The 17,690-nt window shown below is 66.2% G+C and carries 9 protein-coding genes; 6 read left to right on the plus strand and 3 right to left on the minus strand.

The genetic code is table 11. The features are described 5' to 3' along the window. Positions 1-11: 11 nt before the first annotated feature. Positions 12-785, minus strand: coding sequence for an NAD kinase (locus tag VN11_RS14255; protein ID WP_053450232.1), 774 nt, complete (start codon positions 783-785; stop codon positions 12-14). A gap of 383 nt (positions 786-1,168) precedes the next feature. Continuing rightward, positions 1,169-6,145 (minus strand): NAD-glutamate dehydrogenase, encoded by a 4,977-nt coding sequence (locus VN11_RS14260; RefSeq protein WP_053450233.1) that lies wholly within the window; start codon positions 6,143-6,145, stop codon positions 1,169-1,171. A gap of 250 nt (positions 6,146-6,395) precedes the next feature. Between VN11_RS14260 and VN11_RS14265 the strand changes: the two genes are divergently transcribed. The 3 genes from VN11_RS14265 to VN11_RS14275 are packed head-to-tail and all read left to right on the plus strand — an operon-like array spanning position 6,396 to position 11,509. Then, positions 6,396-7,052, plus strand: a complete 657-nt coding sequence (locus tag VN11_RS14265; RefSeq protein WP_008265285.1) for a TetR/AcrR family transcriptional regulator — start codon at positions 6,396-6,398, stop codon at positions 7,050-7,052. After that, positions 7,052-8,320 carry an efflux RND transporter periplasmic adaptor subunit gene (locus VN11_RS14270; RefSeq protein ID WP_049458761.1) on the plus strand — a complete coding sequence of 423 codons (1,269 nt, stop codon included), beginning with the start codon at positions 7,052-7,054 and terminating at the stop codon, positions 8,318-8,320. The genes VN11_RS14265 and VN11_RS14270 overlap by 1 nt, the downstream gene beginning before the upstream one ends. A gap of 15 nt (positions 8,321-8,335) precedes the next feature. Next, on the plus strand, positions 8,336-11,509 hold the full coding sequence (locus VN11_RS14275; RefSeq protein ID WP_053450234.1) for a multidrug efflux RND transporter permease subunit: 3,174 nt from the start codon (positions 8,336-8,338) through the stop codon (positions 11,507-11,509). Between the two features lie 133 nt (positions 11,510-11,642). Here VN11_RS14275 and VN11_RS14280 read toward each other — a convergent pair whose 3' ends face one another. Continuing rightward, positions 11,643-12,791: an acyl-CoA dehydrogenase family protein gene (locus tag VN11_RS14280; protein ID WP_006453028.1), complete on the minus strand. Its 1,149-nt coding sequence runs from the start codon at positions 12,789-12,791 to the stop codon at positions 11,643-11,645. Between the two features lie 153 nt (positions 12,792-12,944). On the opposite strand from VN11_RS14280, the gene VN11_RS14285 reads away from it, so the two are divergent. The 3 genes from VN11_RS14285 to metH are packed head-to-tail and all read left to right on the plus strand — an operon-like array spanning position 12,945 to position 17,662. Beyond that, positions 12,945-13,874, plus strand: a complete 930-nt coding sequence (locus VN11_RS14285) for an ArsR/SmtB family transcription factor (protein ID WP_053450235.1) — start codon at positions 12,945-12,947, stop codon at positions 13,872-13,874. Between the two features lie 12 nt (positions 13,875-13,886). After that, positions 13,887-14,981: a homocysteine S-methyltransferase family protein gene (locus VN11_RS14290; protein WP_053450236.1), complete on the plus strand. Its 1,095-nt coding sequence runs from the start codon at positions 13,887-13,889 to the stop codon at positions 14,979-14,981. Continuing rightward, the gene (metH, locus tag VN11_RS14295) at positions 14,978-17,662 is read left to right on the plus strand and encodes a methionine synthase (protein ID WP_053450237.1); all 2,685 of its coding nucleotides are present in this window, start codon (positions 14,978-14,980) and stop codon (positions 17,660-17,662) included. The genes VN11_RS14290 and metH overlap by 4 nt, the downstream gene beginning before the upstream one ends. Positions 17,663-17,690 lie beyond the last annotated feature (28 nt).

The following is a 17,690-nucleotide window of genomic DNA, read 5'->3' on the forward strand; positions in this document are numbered from 1 at the left end:
GCCCATTGTCCTCAAAAAACGAACTGTTCGCTCAGGATCCGGTCTTCCAGGTTGTGCTCCGGGTCGAACAGCAGGGTCACGCGGCGGTCCTTCGACTCACGGATGGTCACTTCGACCACGTCGCGGGTCTCGTGCGAATCGGCGGTCACGCTGACCGGGCGCTTGTAGGGATCGAGCACACGGAAGCGCACTTCGGTATCGGCCTTGAGGATCGCCCCGCGCCAGCGTCGCGGTCGGTACGGAGCCAGCGGCGTCAGCGCGATGGTGTGCGAGCCCAGCGGCAGCACCGGGCCGTGCGCGGAATAGTTGTAGGCGGTGCTGCCGGCCGGGGTGGCCACCAGCACGCCGTCGCCGATCAGCTCGGCCACGCGTTCCTGGCCGTTCAGATCGATGCCGATATGCGCAGCCTGCCGGGTCTGGCGCAGCAGCGACACGTCGTTGTAGGCCAGCGAACCGGTGCTGGTACCCGACTCGGTCAGCGCCACCATTTCCAGCGGGCGCAGGTTGGCCGGCTCGGCGCGGGCAATGCGCGCATGCACGTCATCGTCGCCGCGGTACTGGTTCATCAGGAAGCCCACCGTGCCCAGCTTCATGCCGAACACCGGCTTGCTCAGGTGCCCGTGCCGGTGCAGGGTCTGCAGCATGAAGCCATCACCGCCCAGCGGGCACAGCACGTCGGCCTGCTCGGGCGCGTAGTCGCCATAGCGCGAGACCATCGCCGCGCGGGCCATCTGCGCCGGTTCGGTGGTGCTGGCCAGGAAAGCGATGCGGGGGGAGTCGCTCATCGGTGGATCCGGGGGAGGCATGAGGGAGAGCATAACCGAGCGCCGGGGGTTGGACCCCGCTGGGCGGATGACCGGCCCGTCCGCCGGGACACGCCGTAAACCCATCCATGGAGGCTCGGTCGCGCCATCCATGGCGCTCACGGTCCCGGCGGACGGGCCGGTCATCCACCTGACAGATTGCCGGCCGGCGTCGGGTCAGTGATCGCAGAAAAACAGGCAGAAACAGAACGGCCCCGCTTTCGCGGGGCCGTTCCTCCAACTGCTGCAGATCAGGAGCCCCCCTGAGTCACGGGGGCGCGCCAACGGCGCGGGGGTCTGGGAGCATGGTTGGCATGGGGCCCACGGTTTGCAGAGCAAACCGTGGGGCGTCAGCGCGAATGCGCTTACGCACCATGCGCGGCCAGCTGGCCCAGGCGCTGCACCGCGACCGAGACGGTCGGGTAGTCCAGGGTCTTCTGCTCGGCCAGTTCGGCCAGCATCGCCAGGGTGAAGCGCAGGCTGTTGTCGTCACGGCCCATCCAGGCTGCGACCTTGGCTTCAGCGCTGCTGCCCTTGGTGCCCAGCACCTGGCCGGCCAGGTTGCGGTGATTGGCCGCCAGCTCGTCGCGCAGCACGCCACGTGCCACCGCATGCCAACGGCCGTTGACCTCCAGCGCATCAACCTGCTCGAACAGCCACGGCAGCTGCAGGGCGTCGCCCAGGCGGAAGTGGACCTTGGACACGTCCACCGGCTTCAGCTTGCGGGTACGCGCCAGTTCGATGATGTCGAACGCCGGCTCCAGGAAGTGCAGTTCGGCCAGCTGCTGCGCCAGCGCGGACGGCAGGCCCTTTTCCTTCCACTCGGCCACCAGGGCTTCGTAGGTCGGACGCTGCGAATCCGGCAGCACGCCCGAAGCGACGCGGATGTCGTTGAACGGACCCTGGTAGCGGTTGACCGCTTCGGTGATGCCCGGCATCGCGCCCGGGCGCGACAGCAGCCAGCGCACGAACGAACGCTGCAGCTTCCAGATCACTTCCAGTGCATCGATCTGCACCGACTCCGGCACCTTGCCGTCGAGGGCATCGATCTGCGCCCACAGCGCGCGGGCATCCAGCGTCTCGCGGCTGATGGTGTAGGCCTTGGCGACCTCGGCGATGGAACGGCCGGTGTCTTCCTGCATGCGCATCAGGAAGGTCGCGCCCATGCGGTTGATGGTCTGGTTGGTCACGGCCGTGGCGATGATTTCACGCTTCAGGCGGTGACGCTCCATCGCGTCGGCATACTTCTTCTGCAGCGGGGTCGGGAAGTAGCGCTGCAGTTCCTTGGACAGGTACGGATCTTCCGGGATGTCCGAATCCAGCAGCTGGGCGAATGCCACCAGCTTGGAATAGGACAGCAGCACCGACAGTTCCGGACGGGTCAGGCCCTGGCCGCGTGCCTTGCGCTGCGACAGCTCGGCATCGGACGGCAGGAACTCGATCTGGCGATCGAGCAGGCCCTGCTGTTCAAGGGTGCGGATGAAGTGCTGCTTGGAACCCAGGCGCTTGACCGCCATCCGCTCCATCAGGCTCAGCGCCTGGTTCTGGCGGTAGTTGTCGTTGAGCACCAGCTCGGCGACTTCGTCGGTCATCGAGGCCAGCAGCTTGTTGCGCTGCTCGACGGTCAGCTTCTTGGCCCGCACCACATCGTTGAGCAGGATCTTGATGTTGACTTCGTGGTCGGAGGTGTCGACACCGGCCGAGTTGTCGATGAAGTCGGTGTTGAGCAGCACGCCGGCCTGGGCGGCTTCGATGCGGCCCAGCTGGGTCATGCCCAGATTGCCGCCCTCGCCCACCACCTTGCAGCGCAGCTCGCCACCGTTCACGCGCAGGGCGTTGTTGGCGCGGTCGCCGACATCGCTGTGCTGCTCGCTGGCGGCCTTGACGTAGGTGCCGATTCCGCCGTTCCACAGCAGGTCGACCGGTGCCTTCAGGATCGCGCTCATCAGATCGTTCGGCGACAGCGCCTTGACGTTCTCGTCCAGGCCCAGCGCTTCACGCACCTGCGGGGTGATCTCGATCGACTTCAGGCTGCGCGGATAGATGCCGCCACCCTTGCTGATCAGCTTGGCATCGTAGTCCGCCCAGCTCGAACGCGGCACGGTGAACAGGCGCTCACGCTCGACGAACGTGGTGGCCGCATCCGGGTTCGGGTCCAGGAAGATGTGGCGGTGGTCGAAGGCTGCAACCAGGCGGATGTGGCGCGACAACAGCATGCCGTTGCCGAACACGTCGCCGGACATGTCGCCGACGCCGACCGCGGTGAAGTCCTGGGTCTGGCTGTCACGGCCCAGCGCACGGAAGTGGCGCTTGACCGACTCCCACGCACCGCGAGCGGTGATGCCCATGCCCTTGTGGTCGTAACCCACCGAACCACCGGAGGCGAATGCATCGCCCATCCAGAAGCCGTGCGCGATGGCCAGGCCGTTGGCGATGTCGGAGAAGGTCGCGGTGCCCTTGTCGGCGGCCACCACCAGGTACGGATCGTCCATGTCGTGGCGCACGACATCCACCGGCGGCACGATCTTGTTGTTGACGATGTTGTCGGTGATGTCCAGCAGGCCCTGGATGAACAGCTTGTAGCAGGCCACGCCATTGGCGAAGACCGCGTCGCGGTCACCATTGACCGGCGGGGTCTTGGCGAAGAAGCCGCCCTTCGCGCCGACCGGCACGATGACGGTGTTCTTGACCATCTGCGCCTTGACCAGGCCCAGCACTTCGGTACGGAAGTCTTCGCGACGGTCCGACCAGCGCAGGCCACCACGGGCGACCGCGCCGAAGCGCAGGTGGGTACCTTCCACGCGCGGGCCGTAGACGAAGATTTCGCGGTACGGGCGCGGCTTCGGCAGGTCCGGCACCAGCGCCGAATCGAACTTGAAGCTGATCACGTGGCCGTGCTGGCCGTTGGCATCGGTCTGGTAGTAGCTGGTGCGCAGGGTCGCGTCGATCACGCCCATGAACGAACGCAGGATGCGGTCTTCGTCCAGGCTGGACACACGGTCCATCAGCTTCAGCAGCGCATCGCGCGCGGCCTGCATCTGCGCCTCGCGGTCACCCTTGCGGGCGTCGACCACGGTCTTGAGTACCTTCAGGGTGGCGTCGTCGCCGGCGGCCAGCACATCGAGGTGGGCCTTCAGCTGCACCTGGCCGGCGGCGATGTCGTCCTTGCTCTCGTGGCCGGTGGCCGGATCGAAGCGGGCTTCGAACAGCTCGACCAGCAAGCGGGCCAGCAGCGGGTAGCGGGCAAAGGTGCCTTCCACATACGCCTGCGAGAACGGCACGCCGGTCTGCAGCAGGTACTTGCAGTAGCCACGCAGCATGGCGACCTGGCGCCAGTGCAGGCCGGCAGCCAGCACCAGGCGGTTGAAGCCGTCGTTCTCGGCATCGCCGTGCCAGACGCGGGCGAACGTCTCGCCGAAGGCTTCATCGACGCTGGCGGCATCGATCGCGCCGGCGGTCGATTCGACCTCGAAGTCCTGCACGTACACCGGGGCGTTGTCGACCGACAGGCGGTACGGACGCTCGGCGATCACGCGCAGGCCCATGTTTTCCATCATCGGCAGCGCGTCCGACAGCGGGATGTCGTCCAGCTGGCGGTACAGCTTCAGGCGCAGGCCATCGCCGCTTTCGCGCGGTACCGCCTGCAGGCTCAGGCGCAGGTCGTCCGGGCCGGTCAGGGCGTCGAGCTGGCTGACATCGTTGGCGGCAACGGCGGTGCTGTTGTCTTCGATGTAGCCGGCCGGCAGCGCCTTGCCGATGCGGGCGGCGATGCGCAGGCCTTCGGTTTCGCCGTGGCGGGTCACCAGCGCTTCGCGCAGGTCGTCCTGCCAGTTGCGCAGCACCTGGGCCAGCTTCTGCTCCAGTTCGGCGGTATCGACGTCGAGCATTTCACCCGGCTTCGGACGCACGATCAGGTGCACCTGGGCCAGCGGCGATTCGCCCAGCACCACCGAACTGTCGACGTACTCGCCGTGCAGCGCGTCCTTCAGCATCGCTTCGATGCGCAGGCGCACGTCGGTGTTGAAGCGCTCGCGCGGCAGGTAGACCAGTGCGGAAATGAAACGGCTGTACTTGTCACGGCGCAGGAACAGGCGGCTGCGCACGCGCTCCTGCAGGCCCAGCACGCCCATCGCAGTGCGGAAAAGTTCGTCCTCGCTGGACTGGAACAGCTCTTCGCGCGGCAGGGTTTCCAGGATGTGGCGCAGCGCCTTGCCACTGTGGCTGGCCGGGGCCAGGCCCGACTGCTTCATCACGTGCTCGTGGCGCTGGCGCACCAGCGGGATCTCCCACGGGCGACGGTTGTAGGCGCTGGAGGTGAACAGGCCGAGGAAGCGCTGCTCGCCGATGATCTTGCCCTTGGCGTCGAATTCCAGCACGCCGATGTAGTCCATGTAACCGGCGCGGTGCACGCGCGAACGGGCATTGGTCTTGGTCAGGATCAGCGCGTCCTTCAGCCCGGAGGTGGCGTTCAGGCCCTGCGCGGCCAGCGTCTTGACCGGACGGGCGGCGGACTTGTCCTTGCCGCGCATCAGGCCCAGGCCGGTGTCGTTCAGCGGTGCCAGCACCTCTTCCTTGCCCTGCTTCTCGACGCGGTATTCGCGGTAGCCGAAGAAGGTGAAGTGGTTGTCGGCGGCCCAGCGCAGGAATTCCTGTGCTTCCTTGCGCGAGGCATCGTCGACCGGCAGCTGGCGCTTGCCCAGGTCGTCGGCCAGCGCCAGCGCCTTGTCCTTCATCGGCTGCCAGTCGCGCACGATCGCTCGCACTTCATCCAGCGCCTTGTTGATGGCCTGCTCGATGGCGGCCATGGCTTCGGCCGGCTGGCGGTCGATCTCCAGCAGCATCACCGATTCGGCATCACCCTCGCCGACCTTGACCAGCTTGCCGGCCTTGTCGCGGGTGAAGCGCAGCACCGGGTGGCCCAGCACGTGGACGCCCACGCCCTGTTCGGCCAGCGACATGGTGACGGTATCGACAAGGAACGGCATGTCGTCGTTGACGATCTGCAGCACCGTGTGCGGCGATTCCCAACCATTGGCCTTCGTGGTCGGATTGAACACGCGGACGTTGGCCTTGCCGGCCTTGCGGGCACGGGCGAATTCCAGCGTCTCAGCCGCGAGAGCGGCCCACTCTTCAGCGCTGTGGTGCGGGAACTCGTCCGACTCCATGCGCTTGTAGAAGTCAGTGGCGAAGGCCACTGCTTCGGCCTGTGCGGCCGCGGGGTAGCGCTTGCGCAAGGCCGTGTACACCGGCTCCAGGGAGAAACCAGCGGTCACTGCGACCTCCGACTCTGCTGGTTTGGTCTTGTTTTTCACGGTCTTGGCTGCGGTTTTTTGCGGTTTCATGGCAGAGCGATGCGCTTGCTCAGTTGGGAAAATGAAATTGTAGCCCTACCGCGCGAAAAGGCCTTGCTGCAGGACGGAATAAGCAGATTCGGGTTTGCTGCGGTTTAGACGCCTATTCAGTTCGTACCGGTATGGTCGTGGCACCCGTTTCAGCACTGCAGACAGGATCGGCAAAGCGTGTTACCGGAAGACACACGCGGCGACGCCGATGCGATTCCACAATCCTGAACTGGACGGTATAGTCCACCGCGTGAATCCGGCCTACCTTCCCGTTGCCCTCGACGCACGCGATGAGCGCGTGTTCGACGCCGTGCGCGAACTGCTGGCGCAGCAGGGCATGCAGATGAGCATGGACGCGGTGGCCCAGCAGGCCGGCTGTTCCAAGCAGACCCTGTATTCGCGCTACGGCAACAAGCAGCAACTGCTGCGCCGGGTGATGCAGCGCCACGTCGGCCACGCCACCGGGGCCATGGTCCGTGCACTCCGCACTGACGACCTGCGTGCCAGCCTGCTCCAGTTCGCCACCGACTTCCTGGAGCATTTCAGCCAACCGCACGTAGGACAGGCCTGTCGGCTGATCGCCGCCGACGCGTCCCAGTTTCCCGAAGAGGCGCGTACGCTGTACCGGCATGGCGCCGGCGCGCTGACGCTTCATCTTGCTGAATGGATTGAAACCGTTTGCATGCAAGGCCAGCTACGGCATGACGACCCGCACTTCATGGCCGAGCTGCTGCTGAGCATGATCGCCGGTCAGGATTTCGACAAACAGCGCTTCCATACCCCCCACCGTGATGACGCGCTGCTGCGTCGGCGCTGGGCAGAGTTCTCCGTCGACAGCTTCCTGCGCGCGTTCGCGCCACAGCCGTCGCCGGCCCCGTCTACAAACCAACCCCGGAGTTCCTCCTGATGACCGCCCCACTCCGCACCCTTGCCTTGACGTGCGCCGTTGCTGTCGCTCTGGCCGCCTGCAAGAAGCCGGAACAGCAGACGCCCCCGCCGCCGGAGGTGGGCGTCATCGACGCCAAGCCGCAGACCCTGCCGCTGCAGCGCGAGCTGGTCGGCCGCCTGTCGCCGTTCCGCAGCGCCGACGTGCGCGCGCGCGTTCCGGGCGTGCTGCTCAAGCGCGTCTACCAGGAAGGCTCCCAGGTCAAGCAGGGCCAGACCCTGTTCCTGATCGACCCGGCGCCGCTGCGTGCCTCGCTGAACGCCTCCGAAGCCCAGCTGGCCTCGGCCCGTGCCACCTATGCCAACGCCAAGGTCGCCGCCGACCGTGCGCGCTCGCTGGCCCCGCAGCAGTTCGTCTCCAAGTCCGACCTGGACAACGCCGAGTCGGCCGAGCGCACCGCCCTGGCCGCGGTCAAGCAGGCCGAGGCCGCGTTGACCTCCTCGCGCATCAACCTGGGCTACACCGAAGTGACCGCACCGATCAGCGGCGTGGCCAACAAGCAGCAGGTCACCGAAGGTGCGCTGGTCGGCCAGGGCGATGTGACCCTGCTGACCACCGTCGACCAGCTCGACCCGCTGTACGTGAACTTCTCGCTGAGCGTCGATGAGCTGACCCAGCTGCGTGCGCAGCAGGCCAAGGGCGCACTGGCCCTGTCCGGCGATGGCAAGGCTACCGTCAGCGTCAAGCTGGCCGACGGCACCACCTACAGCGAGCCGGGCACGCTGGACTTCTCCTCGACCACGGTCGATCCGGCCACCGGCGCGGTCTCGCTGCGCGCGCTGCTGCCGAACCCGCAGCAGATCCTGCTGCCAGGCGCCTTCGTCAGCTTCCAGGCCAACCTGGGCGAGCGCAACAATGCCTACCTGGTGCCGCAGCAGGCGCTGCTGCGCGACACCACCGGCGGTTACGTGATGGTGGTCGGCACCGACGGCAAGGTGGTGCGCAAGAACGTCAAGACCGATGGCGCGCAGAACGGCAACTGGCTGGTCAGCGACGGCCTGGCCGCCGGTGACAAGGTCATCGTGGCCGGCGTGCAGAAGGTCAAGGAAGGTGCTCCGGCGGTGGCCAAGCCGTGGACCCCGGGACAAGACGCCAACGGCAAGCCTGCCGCAGGCGGCGCTGCCCCGGCAGGTGCGGCACCGGCCGCCGGCAAGGCACCGGCCGACGCGGCCAAGCCCGAGCAGGCCGATGCGGCCAAGCCGGCCGCCACCGATTCGAACAAGCAGTAACGGGAACCTTCCGTCATGCCTAAATTTTTCATCGAGCATCCAGTCTTCGCCTGGGTGGTTGCGATCCTGATCTCGCTCAGCGGCGTGATCGCGATCCTCAACCTGGGCGTGGAGTCCTATCCCAACATCGCCCCGCCGCAGGTGACCGTCTCGGCCACCTACCCGGGCGCCAGCGCGGACACCACCGAGAAGTCGGTCACCCAGGTGATCGAGCAGCAGCTGACCGGTATCGATCACCTGCTGTACTTCAGCTCTTCCTCGTCCTCCAACGGCCGGGCGCAGATCACCCTGACCTTCGAGACCGGTACCGATCCGGACATCGCCCAGGTGCAGGTGCAGAACAAGGTATCGCTGGCCACGCCACGCCTGCCTTCGGAAGTGACCCAGCAGGGCGTGGTGGTGGCCAAGGCCAACGCCGGCTTCCTGATGGTGGTGGCACTGCAGTCCGATACACCGACCATCAACCGTGATGCCCTGAACGACATCGTCGGTTCGCGCGTGCTCGACCAGGTCTCGCGTATCCCCGGCGTCGGCAGCACCCAGCAGTTCGGTTCCGAGTACGCCATGAACATCTGGCTGAACCCGGAGAAGATGCAGGGCTACGGCCTGTCGGCCAGCCAGGTGCTGGCGGCGGTGCGCGCGCAGAACGTGCAGTTCGCCGCCGGTGCGCTGGGTTCGGACCCGTCGCCGGAGGGCCAGCACTTCACCGCCACGGTCTCGGCCGAAGGCCGCTTCAGTTCGCCGCAGGAGTTCGAGAACATCATCCTGCGCGCCAACGCTGACGGCTCGCGCGTGCTGTTGAAGGACATCGCCCGGGTCGCCTTCGGTGCCAACAACTACGGCTTCGATACCCAGTACAACGGCAAGCCGACCGGTGCCTTCGCCATCCAGCTGCTGCCGGGCGCCAACGCCCTGAACGTGGCCGAAGCGGTGCGCGGCAAGATGGACGAGCTGCAGCCCAGCTTCCCGTCCGGCGTGACCTGGTTCTCGCCGTACGACAGCACCACCTTCGTCAAGATCTCGATCCAGGAAGTGGTCAAGACCCTGTTCGAAGCGGTGTTGCTGGTGTTCCTGGTGATGCTGATCTTCCTGCAGAACTTCCGCGCCACCCTGATCCCGACCCTGGTCATCCCGGTGGCCCTGCTCGGCACCTTCCTGGGCATGTGGATGATCGGCTTCACGATCAACCAGCTGACCCTGTTCGCGATGGTGCTGGCGATCGGCATCGTGGTCGACGACGCGATCGTGGTGATCGAGAACGTCGAGCGCATCATGTCCGAGGAAGGCCTGGCGCCGAAGCCGGCCACGCAGAAGGCGATGACCCAGATCACCGGCGCGGTGGTGGCGATCACCGTGGTGCTGGCCGCGGTGTTCATCCCGTCCGCCCTGCAGGGCGGCGCGGCAGGTGAGATCTACAAGCAGTTCGCGCTGACCATCGCCATCTCGATGGCGTTCTCGGCGTTCCTGGCCCTGGGCTTCACCCCGGCGCTGTGCGCGACCTTCCTCAAGCCGACGCACAACGACAACCCGAACATCATCTACCGCACCTTCAACAAGTACTACGACAAGATCAGCCACACCTATGTGGGCCACATCACCTCGGCGGTGCGCCACGCGCCGCGCTGGATGATCCTGTTCGTGGTGCTGACCGCGCTGTGCGGCTTCCTGTTCACCCGCATGCCGGGCAGCTTCCTGCCGGAAGAGGACCAGGGCTACGCACTGGCGATCGTGCAGCTGCCGCCGGGCTCGACCAAGGGCCAGACCAACGAAGTGTTCGCGCAGATGCGTGGCATCCTGGAAAAGCAGGATGGCTATGAAGGCATGCTGCAGGTGGCCGGCTTCAGCTTCGTCGGTTCCGGCGAGAATGTGGGCATGGGCTTCATCCGCCTGAAGCCGTGGGAGGAACGCAAGTTCACCGCGCCGGAGTTCATCCAGAACATGAACGGCGCGTTCTACGGCATCAAGGAAGCGCAGATCTTCGTGGTCAACCTGCCCACCGTGCAGGGCCTCGGCCAGTTCGGTGGCTTCGACATGTGGCTGCAGGACCGCAGTGGTGCCGGCTACGAACAGCTGACCCAGGCGCGCAACATCCTGCTGGGCAAGGCCGCGCAGAAGCCGGAGGCACTGGTCGGCGTGCGCCCGAACGGGCTGGAAAACGCCCCGCAGCTGCAGCTGCACGTGGACCGCGTGCAGGCGCAGTCGATGGGCATGTCGGTGTCGGACGTGTACAGCACCATCCAGCTGATGCTGGCCCCGGTGTACGTCAACGACTTCTTCTACGAAGGCCGCATCAAGCGCGTGACGATGCAGGCCGATGGTCCGTACCGCACGGGCCAGGAGTCGCTGAAGAGCTTCTACAGCCCGTCCAGCCTGACCACCAATGCCGATGGCACCAACGCGATGATCCCGCTCAACACGGTGGTCAAGTCCGAATGGGTGTCGGCATCGCCGTCGCTGAGCCGCTACAACGGCTACTCGGCGATCAACATCGTCGGTTCGCAGGCCCCGGGCACCAGTTCGGGTGAAGCGATGCAGACCATGGAGGCGATCGTCAACGACGACCTGCCGGCCGGCTTCGGCTACGACTGGTCCGGCATGTCCTACCAGGAAATCCTGGCCGGCAACGCCGCCACCCTGCTGCTGGTGCTGTCGATCGTCGTGGTGTTCCTGTGCCTGGCAGCGCTGTACGAAAGCTGGTCGATCCCGGTGGCGGTGCTGCTGGTGGTGCCGCTGGGCGTGCTCGGCGCACTGGGCCTGTCGATGCTGCGTGGCCTGCCCAACGACCTGTTCTTCAAGATCGGCCTGATCACCGTGATCGGCCTGGCGGCCAAGAACGCGATCCTGATCGTGGAGTTCGCGGTGGAGCAGCGTGCGGCGGGCAAGAACCTGCGCGATGCCACCATCGAGGCGGCACGCCTGCGTTTCCGCCCGATCCTGATGACGTCGTTCGCGTTCATCATGGGCGTTATCCCGATGGCGATCTCCACCGGCGCCGGCGCCAACTCCCGCCACGCCATCGGTACCGGTGTGATCGGCGGCATGCTGTTCGCCACCCTGCTCGGCCTGCTGATGATCCCGGTGTTCTTCGTGGTCGTGCGGCGCATGCTGGGCGACAAGCTGGATGAACCCTCCAGGGAGTTCATGGAACGCCAGCGCGACGCCGAAAGTGCCCACCGCCCGGATCGTTGATCCGGCGCTGGGTTGAAACGAAAAGGCCCCGGAGCGATCCGGGGCCTTTTTCATTCGTGCCATGAAGCCGGTAGTCGCCAACCTTGGTTGGCACCGCTGGATCCCAACCAAGGTTGGCATCTACCAGAGCGGATCAGCGCAGCCCGGTCTCGTTGCGGGCGATCACCAGGCGCTGGATTTCCGAGGTGCCTTCATAGATCTCGGTGATCTTGGCATCGCGGAAGTAACGCTCCAGCGGCATTTCCTTCGAATAGCCCATGCCGCCATGGATCTGCACCGCCTGGTGGGTGATCCACATCGCCGCTTCCGAGGCGGTCAGCTTGGCCACCGCCGCTTCGGTGCTGAAGCGCTTGCCCTGGCCCTTCACCCATGCCGCGCGCAGGGTCAGCAGCAGGGCTGCATCCAGCTTGCACTTCATGTCGGCGATCTTGGCCTGGGTCATCTGGAAAGTACCGATGGCCGCGCCAAAGGCCTTGCGCTCCTTCACGTATTCCAGGGTCGCTTCATAGGCGGCCCGTGCGATGCCGATGGCCTGCGAGGCAATGCCGATGCGGCCGGCGTCGAGCACGCTCATGGCGATCTTGAAGCCCTCGCCCTCCTGGCCCAGCACATCTTCTGCCGCGGCCACGTAGTCGTTGAACTCGATCTCGCAGGTGGCCGAAGCACGGATGCCCAGCTTCGGTTCGGTCTTGCCACGACCAAAGCCGGCCTTGTCGGTATCGATGATGAAGGCAGTGATGCCACGCGCGCCCTTGTCCGGCTCGCTCATCGCGAACAGCACGATGTACTTGGCCACCGGGCCGGAGGTGATCCAGCTCTTCTTGCCATTGATGACGAAGCTGCCATCGGCCTGCTTCACCGCGCGGCAACGCATTGCGGTCGCGTCCGAGCCCGACTGCGGCTCGGTCAGCGCGAACGCACCGATGGCCTCGCCCTCGGCGATCGCCCGCACGTAGGTCTGCTTCTGCGCCTCGGTACCGTGGGTAAGGATGCCGTTGCAGAACAGCGAATTGTTCACCGACATGATGGTCGAGTGGGCGGCGTCGGCGGCGGCGACCTCCACCATCGCCAGCACGTACGCAACCGGGTCCATGCCTGCACCGCCGTATTCGGTCGGCACTTCGATGCCCATCAGGCCGTTCTCGCCGAGCAGGCGGATGTTGTCCAGCGGGAACTCGCCGGTACGGTCGTGATGCTCCGCGCTCGGGGCAATCTTCTCCTGCGCGATGCGCCGCGCCACGTCCTGCAGCATCAACTGTTCTTCAGTAAAGCTGAAATCCACAACACCCTCCCAGGTACATGATGAAGTGGGCCACGCAAGGCGTGCCCGGATGGCCTGATTGTACCGGGGCGCGACGGCTTCCGTACGCCAGCGACTTGACCGCGGCAGGCCCTCTCAGCGAATATATCTCTATATCGCGATAGGTAGATATTTATGGATCTTGAAGACTGGTCGACCCGCCTGAAGGTGTTCGCCGATGCGACCCGCGTGCGCCTGCTGGCGCTGCTGGAGCAGGAAGAGCTGACCGTGGCCGAGCTGTCGGCGATCACCCGCCTGGCGCAGCCGCGCGTGTCCACGCACCTCGCACGCCTGAAGGAAGCCGGCCTGGTCCGCGACCGCCGCGCGGGCGTGTCGGCCTACTACCGCTTCGACGAGGCCCAGCTGGACCCGGCGCAGCGCGCATTGTGGCACGCCTTGAGCAACGGAAGCGATGACCCGCTGCTGCGCCAGGATGCCGAACGGGTGGCTGCGGTGCTGGCCCATCGCGCCGCCGACCAGAACTGGGCCGACAGCGTGGCCGGGGACATGGAACGCCACTACTCCCCGGGACGCACCTGGGAGGCACTGGCCCGGACCGCGCTGCCGCTGCTGGAGACCGGCGACGTACTGGATATCGCGTCCGGCGACGGCGTACTGGCCGAACTCGTCGCCCCCCACGCCAAGCGCTACATCTGCATCGACACCAGCGCACGCGTGGTCGCCGCGGCCAGCGAGCGCCTGCGCCGCCTGCCCAACGTGGAAGTGCGCGAGGGTGACATGCATGCCCTGCCGTTCAAGGACGGCAGCTTCGACCTGGTGGTGCTGATGCATGCACTGACCTATGCCAGCAAGCCGGCGCAGGCGGTGACCGAAGCCGCGCGCGTGCTGCGCCCCGGCGGCCGCCTGCTGCTGTGCAGCCTGGCCCGCCATGAGCACAAGGCGGCCGTGGAGGCCTATGGTCACGTCAACCTCGGCTTCAGCGACAAGGAACTGCGCAGGTTCGTCGACAAGGCCGGGCTGCAGGTGTCCAGCCTGGAAACGGTGACCCGCGAGAAGCGCCCACCCCATTTCGAAGTCATTTCGCTGATCGCCAACAAGCCCTGAGCCGGAGACCGCATGTCCGCCCTGCCCTGGTTGCATCCTGATCGTGCCAATGCCCTGCTCGACGCCCTGCGCGAGCGGATCCTGATCATCGACGGTGCGATGGGCACGATGATCCAGCGCCACGGCCTGCAGGAGGACGATTATCGTGGCGAGCGTTTCGCGGGTGGCTACGACCATGCCCATGGCCCCGGATGCGACCACGGCGTGCCGGAAGGCCATGACCTGAAGGGCAACAACGACCTGCTGCTGCTGACCCGGCCGCAGGTCATCGCCGACATCCACACGGCCTACCTCGAAGCCGGTGCGGACCTGGTCGAGACCAATACGTTCAACGCAACCTCGGTCAGCCAGGCCGACTATCACCTGCAACACCTGGTGTACGAGCTGAACAAAGCGGGGGCCGCAGTGGCACGCGCGTGCTGCGATGCGGTCGAAGCCACCACGCCGGACAAGCCACGCTTCGTCATCGGGGTGATCGGCCCGACCAGCCGCACCGCTTCCATCAGCCCCGACGTCAACGACCCGGGCTTCCGCAACACCAGCTTCGACGAACTGCGCGACACCTACCGCGAAGCGATCGAGGGCCTGATCGACGGTGGCGCCGACACGCTGATGGTCGAAACCATCTTCGACACGCTCAATGCCAAGGCCGCGCTGTACGCGCTGGAGGAGGCCTTTGACGCACGTGGCGCACGGCTGCCGGTGATGATCTCCGGCACCATCACCGATGCCTCGGGACGCACGCTGTCCGGGCAGACCGCCGAGGCCTTCCATGCGTCGCTGGCGCATGCGCGGCCGCTGTCGATCGGGTTGAACTGCGCATTGGGCGCCGCAGCGATGCGACCGCACGTGGAAACCCTTTCGCAGGTTGCCGGCTGCCACGTCAGCGCCCACCCCAATGCCGGCCTGCCCAATGCCTTCGGCGAGTACGACGAAACGCCCGAAGAGATGGCGGCTACCCTGCGGGGCTTCGCCGAGGATGGCCTGTTGAACCTGGTAGGTGGCTGCTGCGGCTCGACCCCCGACCACATCCGCGCCATTGCCGAAGCGGTCGCCGGCCTGCCGCCGCGCGCCCTGCCCGGCAACCAGGAGCAGCAGGCCGCATGAGGACCCCGTCGTATACCCGCCTGTCCGGCCTGGAACCGCTGGTCATCACCCCGGACCTGCTGTTCGTCAACGTCGGTGAGCGCACCAACGTCACCGGCAGCGCCCAGTTCCGCAAGCTGGTCAAGGAAGGCCGCTACGAGGAAGCCGTCGATGTGGCCCGACAGCAGGTGGCCAGTGGCGCGCAGATCCTCGACGTCAACATGGACGAGGGCCTGATCGATTCGGAAGCGGCGATGACCCGCTACCTCAACCTGATCATGTCCGAGCCGGACATCGCGCGTATTCCGGTGATGGTCGACTCGTCCAAGTGGAGCGTGATCGAGGCCGGGCTGAAGTGCCTGCAGGGCAAGAGCGTGGTCAACTCGATCTCGCTGAAGGAAGGCGAGGCCCTGTTCCGCGAGCACGCACGCAAGGTGCTTCGCTACGGCGCCGCCGCAGTGGTGATGGCCTTCGACGAAAGCGGCCAGGCCGATACCTGCGCGCGCAAGGTCGAGATCTGCACCCGCGCCTACCGCATCCTGGTCGACGAGATCGGCTTCCCGCCGCAGGACATCATCTTCGACCCGAACATCTTCGCCGTCGCCACCGGCATCGAAGAGCACGACAACTACGCGGTGGACTTCATCGAGGCCACCCGCATCATCAAGCAGACGCTGCCGCACTGCCATGTCTCCGGCGGCGTCTCCAACGTGTCCTTCTCGTTCCGCGGCAACGAAACGGTGCGCCAGGCCATCCACTCGGTGTTCCTGTACCACGCGATTGCCGCCGGCATGGACATGGGCATCGTCAACGCCGGTGCCATGCCGATCTACGACGAGCTGGAGCCGGACCTGCGCGAGCGCGTGGAGGATGTGATCCTCAACCGCCGCAGCGATGCCACCGAGCGCCTGCTGGAGATCGCCGAACGCTACAAGGGCAGGAAGGGCGCAGCGAAGACCGAAGACCTGGCCTGGCGCGACAAGCCGGTGGCGCAGCGACTGGCGCATGCGCTGGTGCACGGCCTGGATGCGTACGTCGAAGAAGACACCGAGCTGGCCCGCCAGGCCTCCAGCCGCCCGCTGGACGTGATCGAAGGGCCGCTGATGGATGGCATGAACATCGTCGGTGACCTGTTCGGCGCCGGCAAGATGTTCCTGCCGCAGGTGGTGAAGTCCGCACGCGTGATGAAGAAGGCGGTGGCTTACCTGCTGCCTTACATCGAGGCCGAGAAGGCACGCAGCGGCGATTCGGCCAAGAGCAATGGCCGCATCATCATGGCCACGGTGAAAGGCGATGTGCACGACATCGGCAAGAACATCGTCGGCGTGGTCCTGGCCTGCAACAATTTCGAGGTGATCGATCTGGGCGTCATGGTACCGGCGCAGAAGATCCTCGATGCCGCACGCGAGCATCATGCCGACATCATCGGCCTGTCCGGGCTGATCACCCCATCGCTTGAAGAAATGAGCCACGTCGCACGCGAGATGCAGCGCCAGGGCTTCGACCTTCCGTTGCTGATCGGCGGCGCGACCACCTCCCGCGCGCACACCGCGCTGAAGATCGACCCGCACTACCAGGCCCCCACGATCTGGGTGAAGGACGCCTCGCGTGCGGTGGGCGTGGCCCAGTCGTTGATCTCGCGCGACCTGCGCGAGGCGTTCGTCGCCGCCAACGAGGCCGACTACGCCGAGATCCGCGCGCGCCATCGCAACCGCGGCGACGCCAAGCGCCTGGTCACGCTGGAGCACGCGCGCGGGCAGAAGTTCCAGGGCGACTGGGGCACCTACACGCCGCCTGCGCCCAACCAGCCCGGGCTGCATGTGTTCGACGACTATCCGCTCGCGGAGCTGGTCGACTACATCGACTGGACCCCGTTCTTCCAGGCGTGGGAACTGGCCGGCAAGTTCCCGGCCATCCTCACCGACGAGATCGTCGGCACCCAGGCCAGCGACCTGTACCAGGACGCCCGCGCGATGCTCACCCGCATCGTCGATGAGAAGTGGCTGACCGCCAAGGCGGTATTCGGGCTGTGGCCGGCCAACAGCATCGGCGACGACGTACGCGTACAGCACCCGCAGGGCGAAACCACCCTGCACTTCCTGCGCCAGCAGGTGGACAAGCCGGCCGAGCGCCCGGACTTCTGCCTGGCCGATTTCATTGCCCCGGCCGACAGCGGCAAGCAGGACTGGATCGGCGCGTTCGCGGTCACCGCCGGTATCGGCATCGACGCGCACGTCGCGCGCTTCGAGGCCGAGCATGACGACTACAACGCGATCCTGCTGAAGGCGCTGGCCGACCGCTTCGCCGAGGCTTTGGCCGAGCGCCTGCACCAGCGCGTGCGCACGGAATTCTGGGGCTATGACCACGCCGAGGCGCTGGGCAACGAAGCCCTGATCGACGAGCAGTACCGCGGCATCCGTCCGGCGCCCGGCTATCCCGCCTGCCCCGAGCACAGCGAGAAGCGCCGGCTGTTCGACCTGCTGCAGGCCGAGGACAACGCCGGCATGGAGCTGACCGAGAGCTTCGCGATGCTGCCCACGGCGGCCGTATCGGGCTACTACTTCAGCCATCCGCAGAGCCAGTACTTCGTGGTCGGCCGCCTCAGCCGCGAGCAGGTCGGCGACTACGCCCGGCGCAAGGGCGTGGACCGCGCCCAGGCCGAACGCTGGCTGGCCTCCAACCTCGACTACGATCCCGAATGACACACAAAGGGGACGGAGGGGATCAAGT

Source organism: Stenotrophomonas maltophilia, from assembly GCF_001274595.1.
Classification (GTDB): Bacteria; Pseudomonadota; Gammaproteobacteria; order Xanthomonadales; family Xanthomonadaceae; genus Stenotrophomonas; species Stenotrophomonas forensis.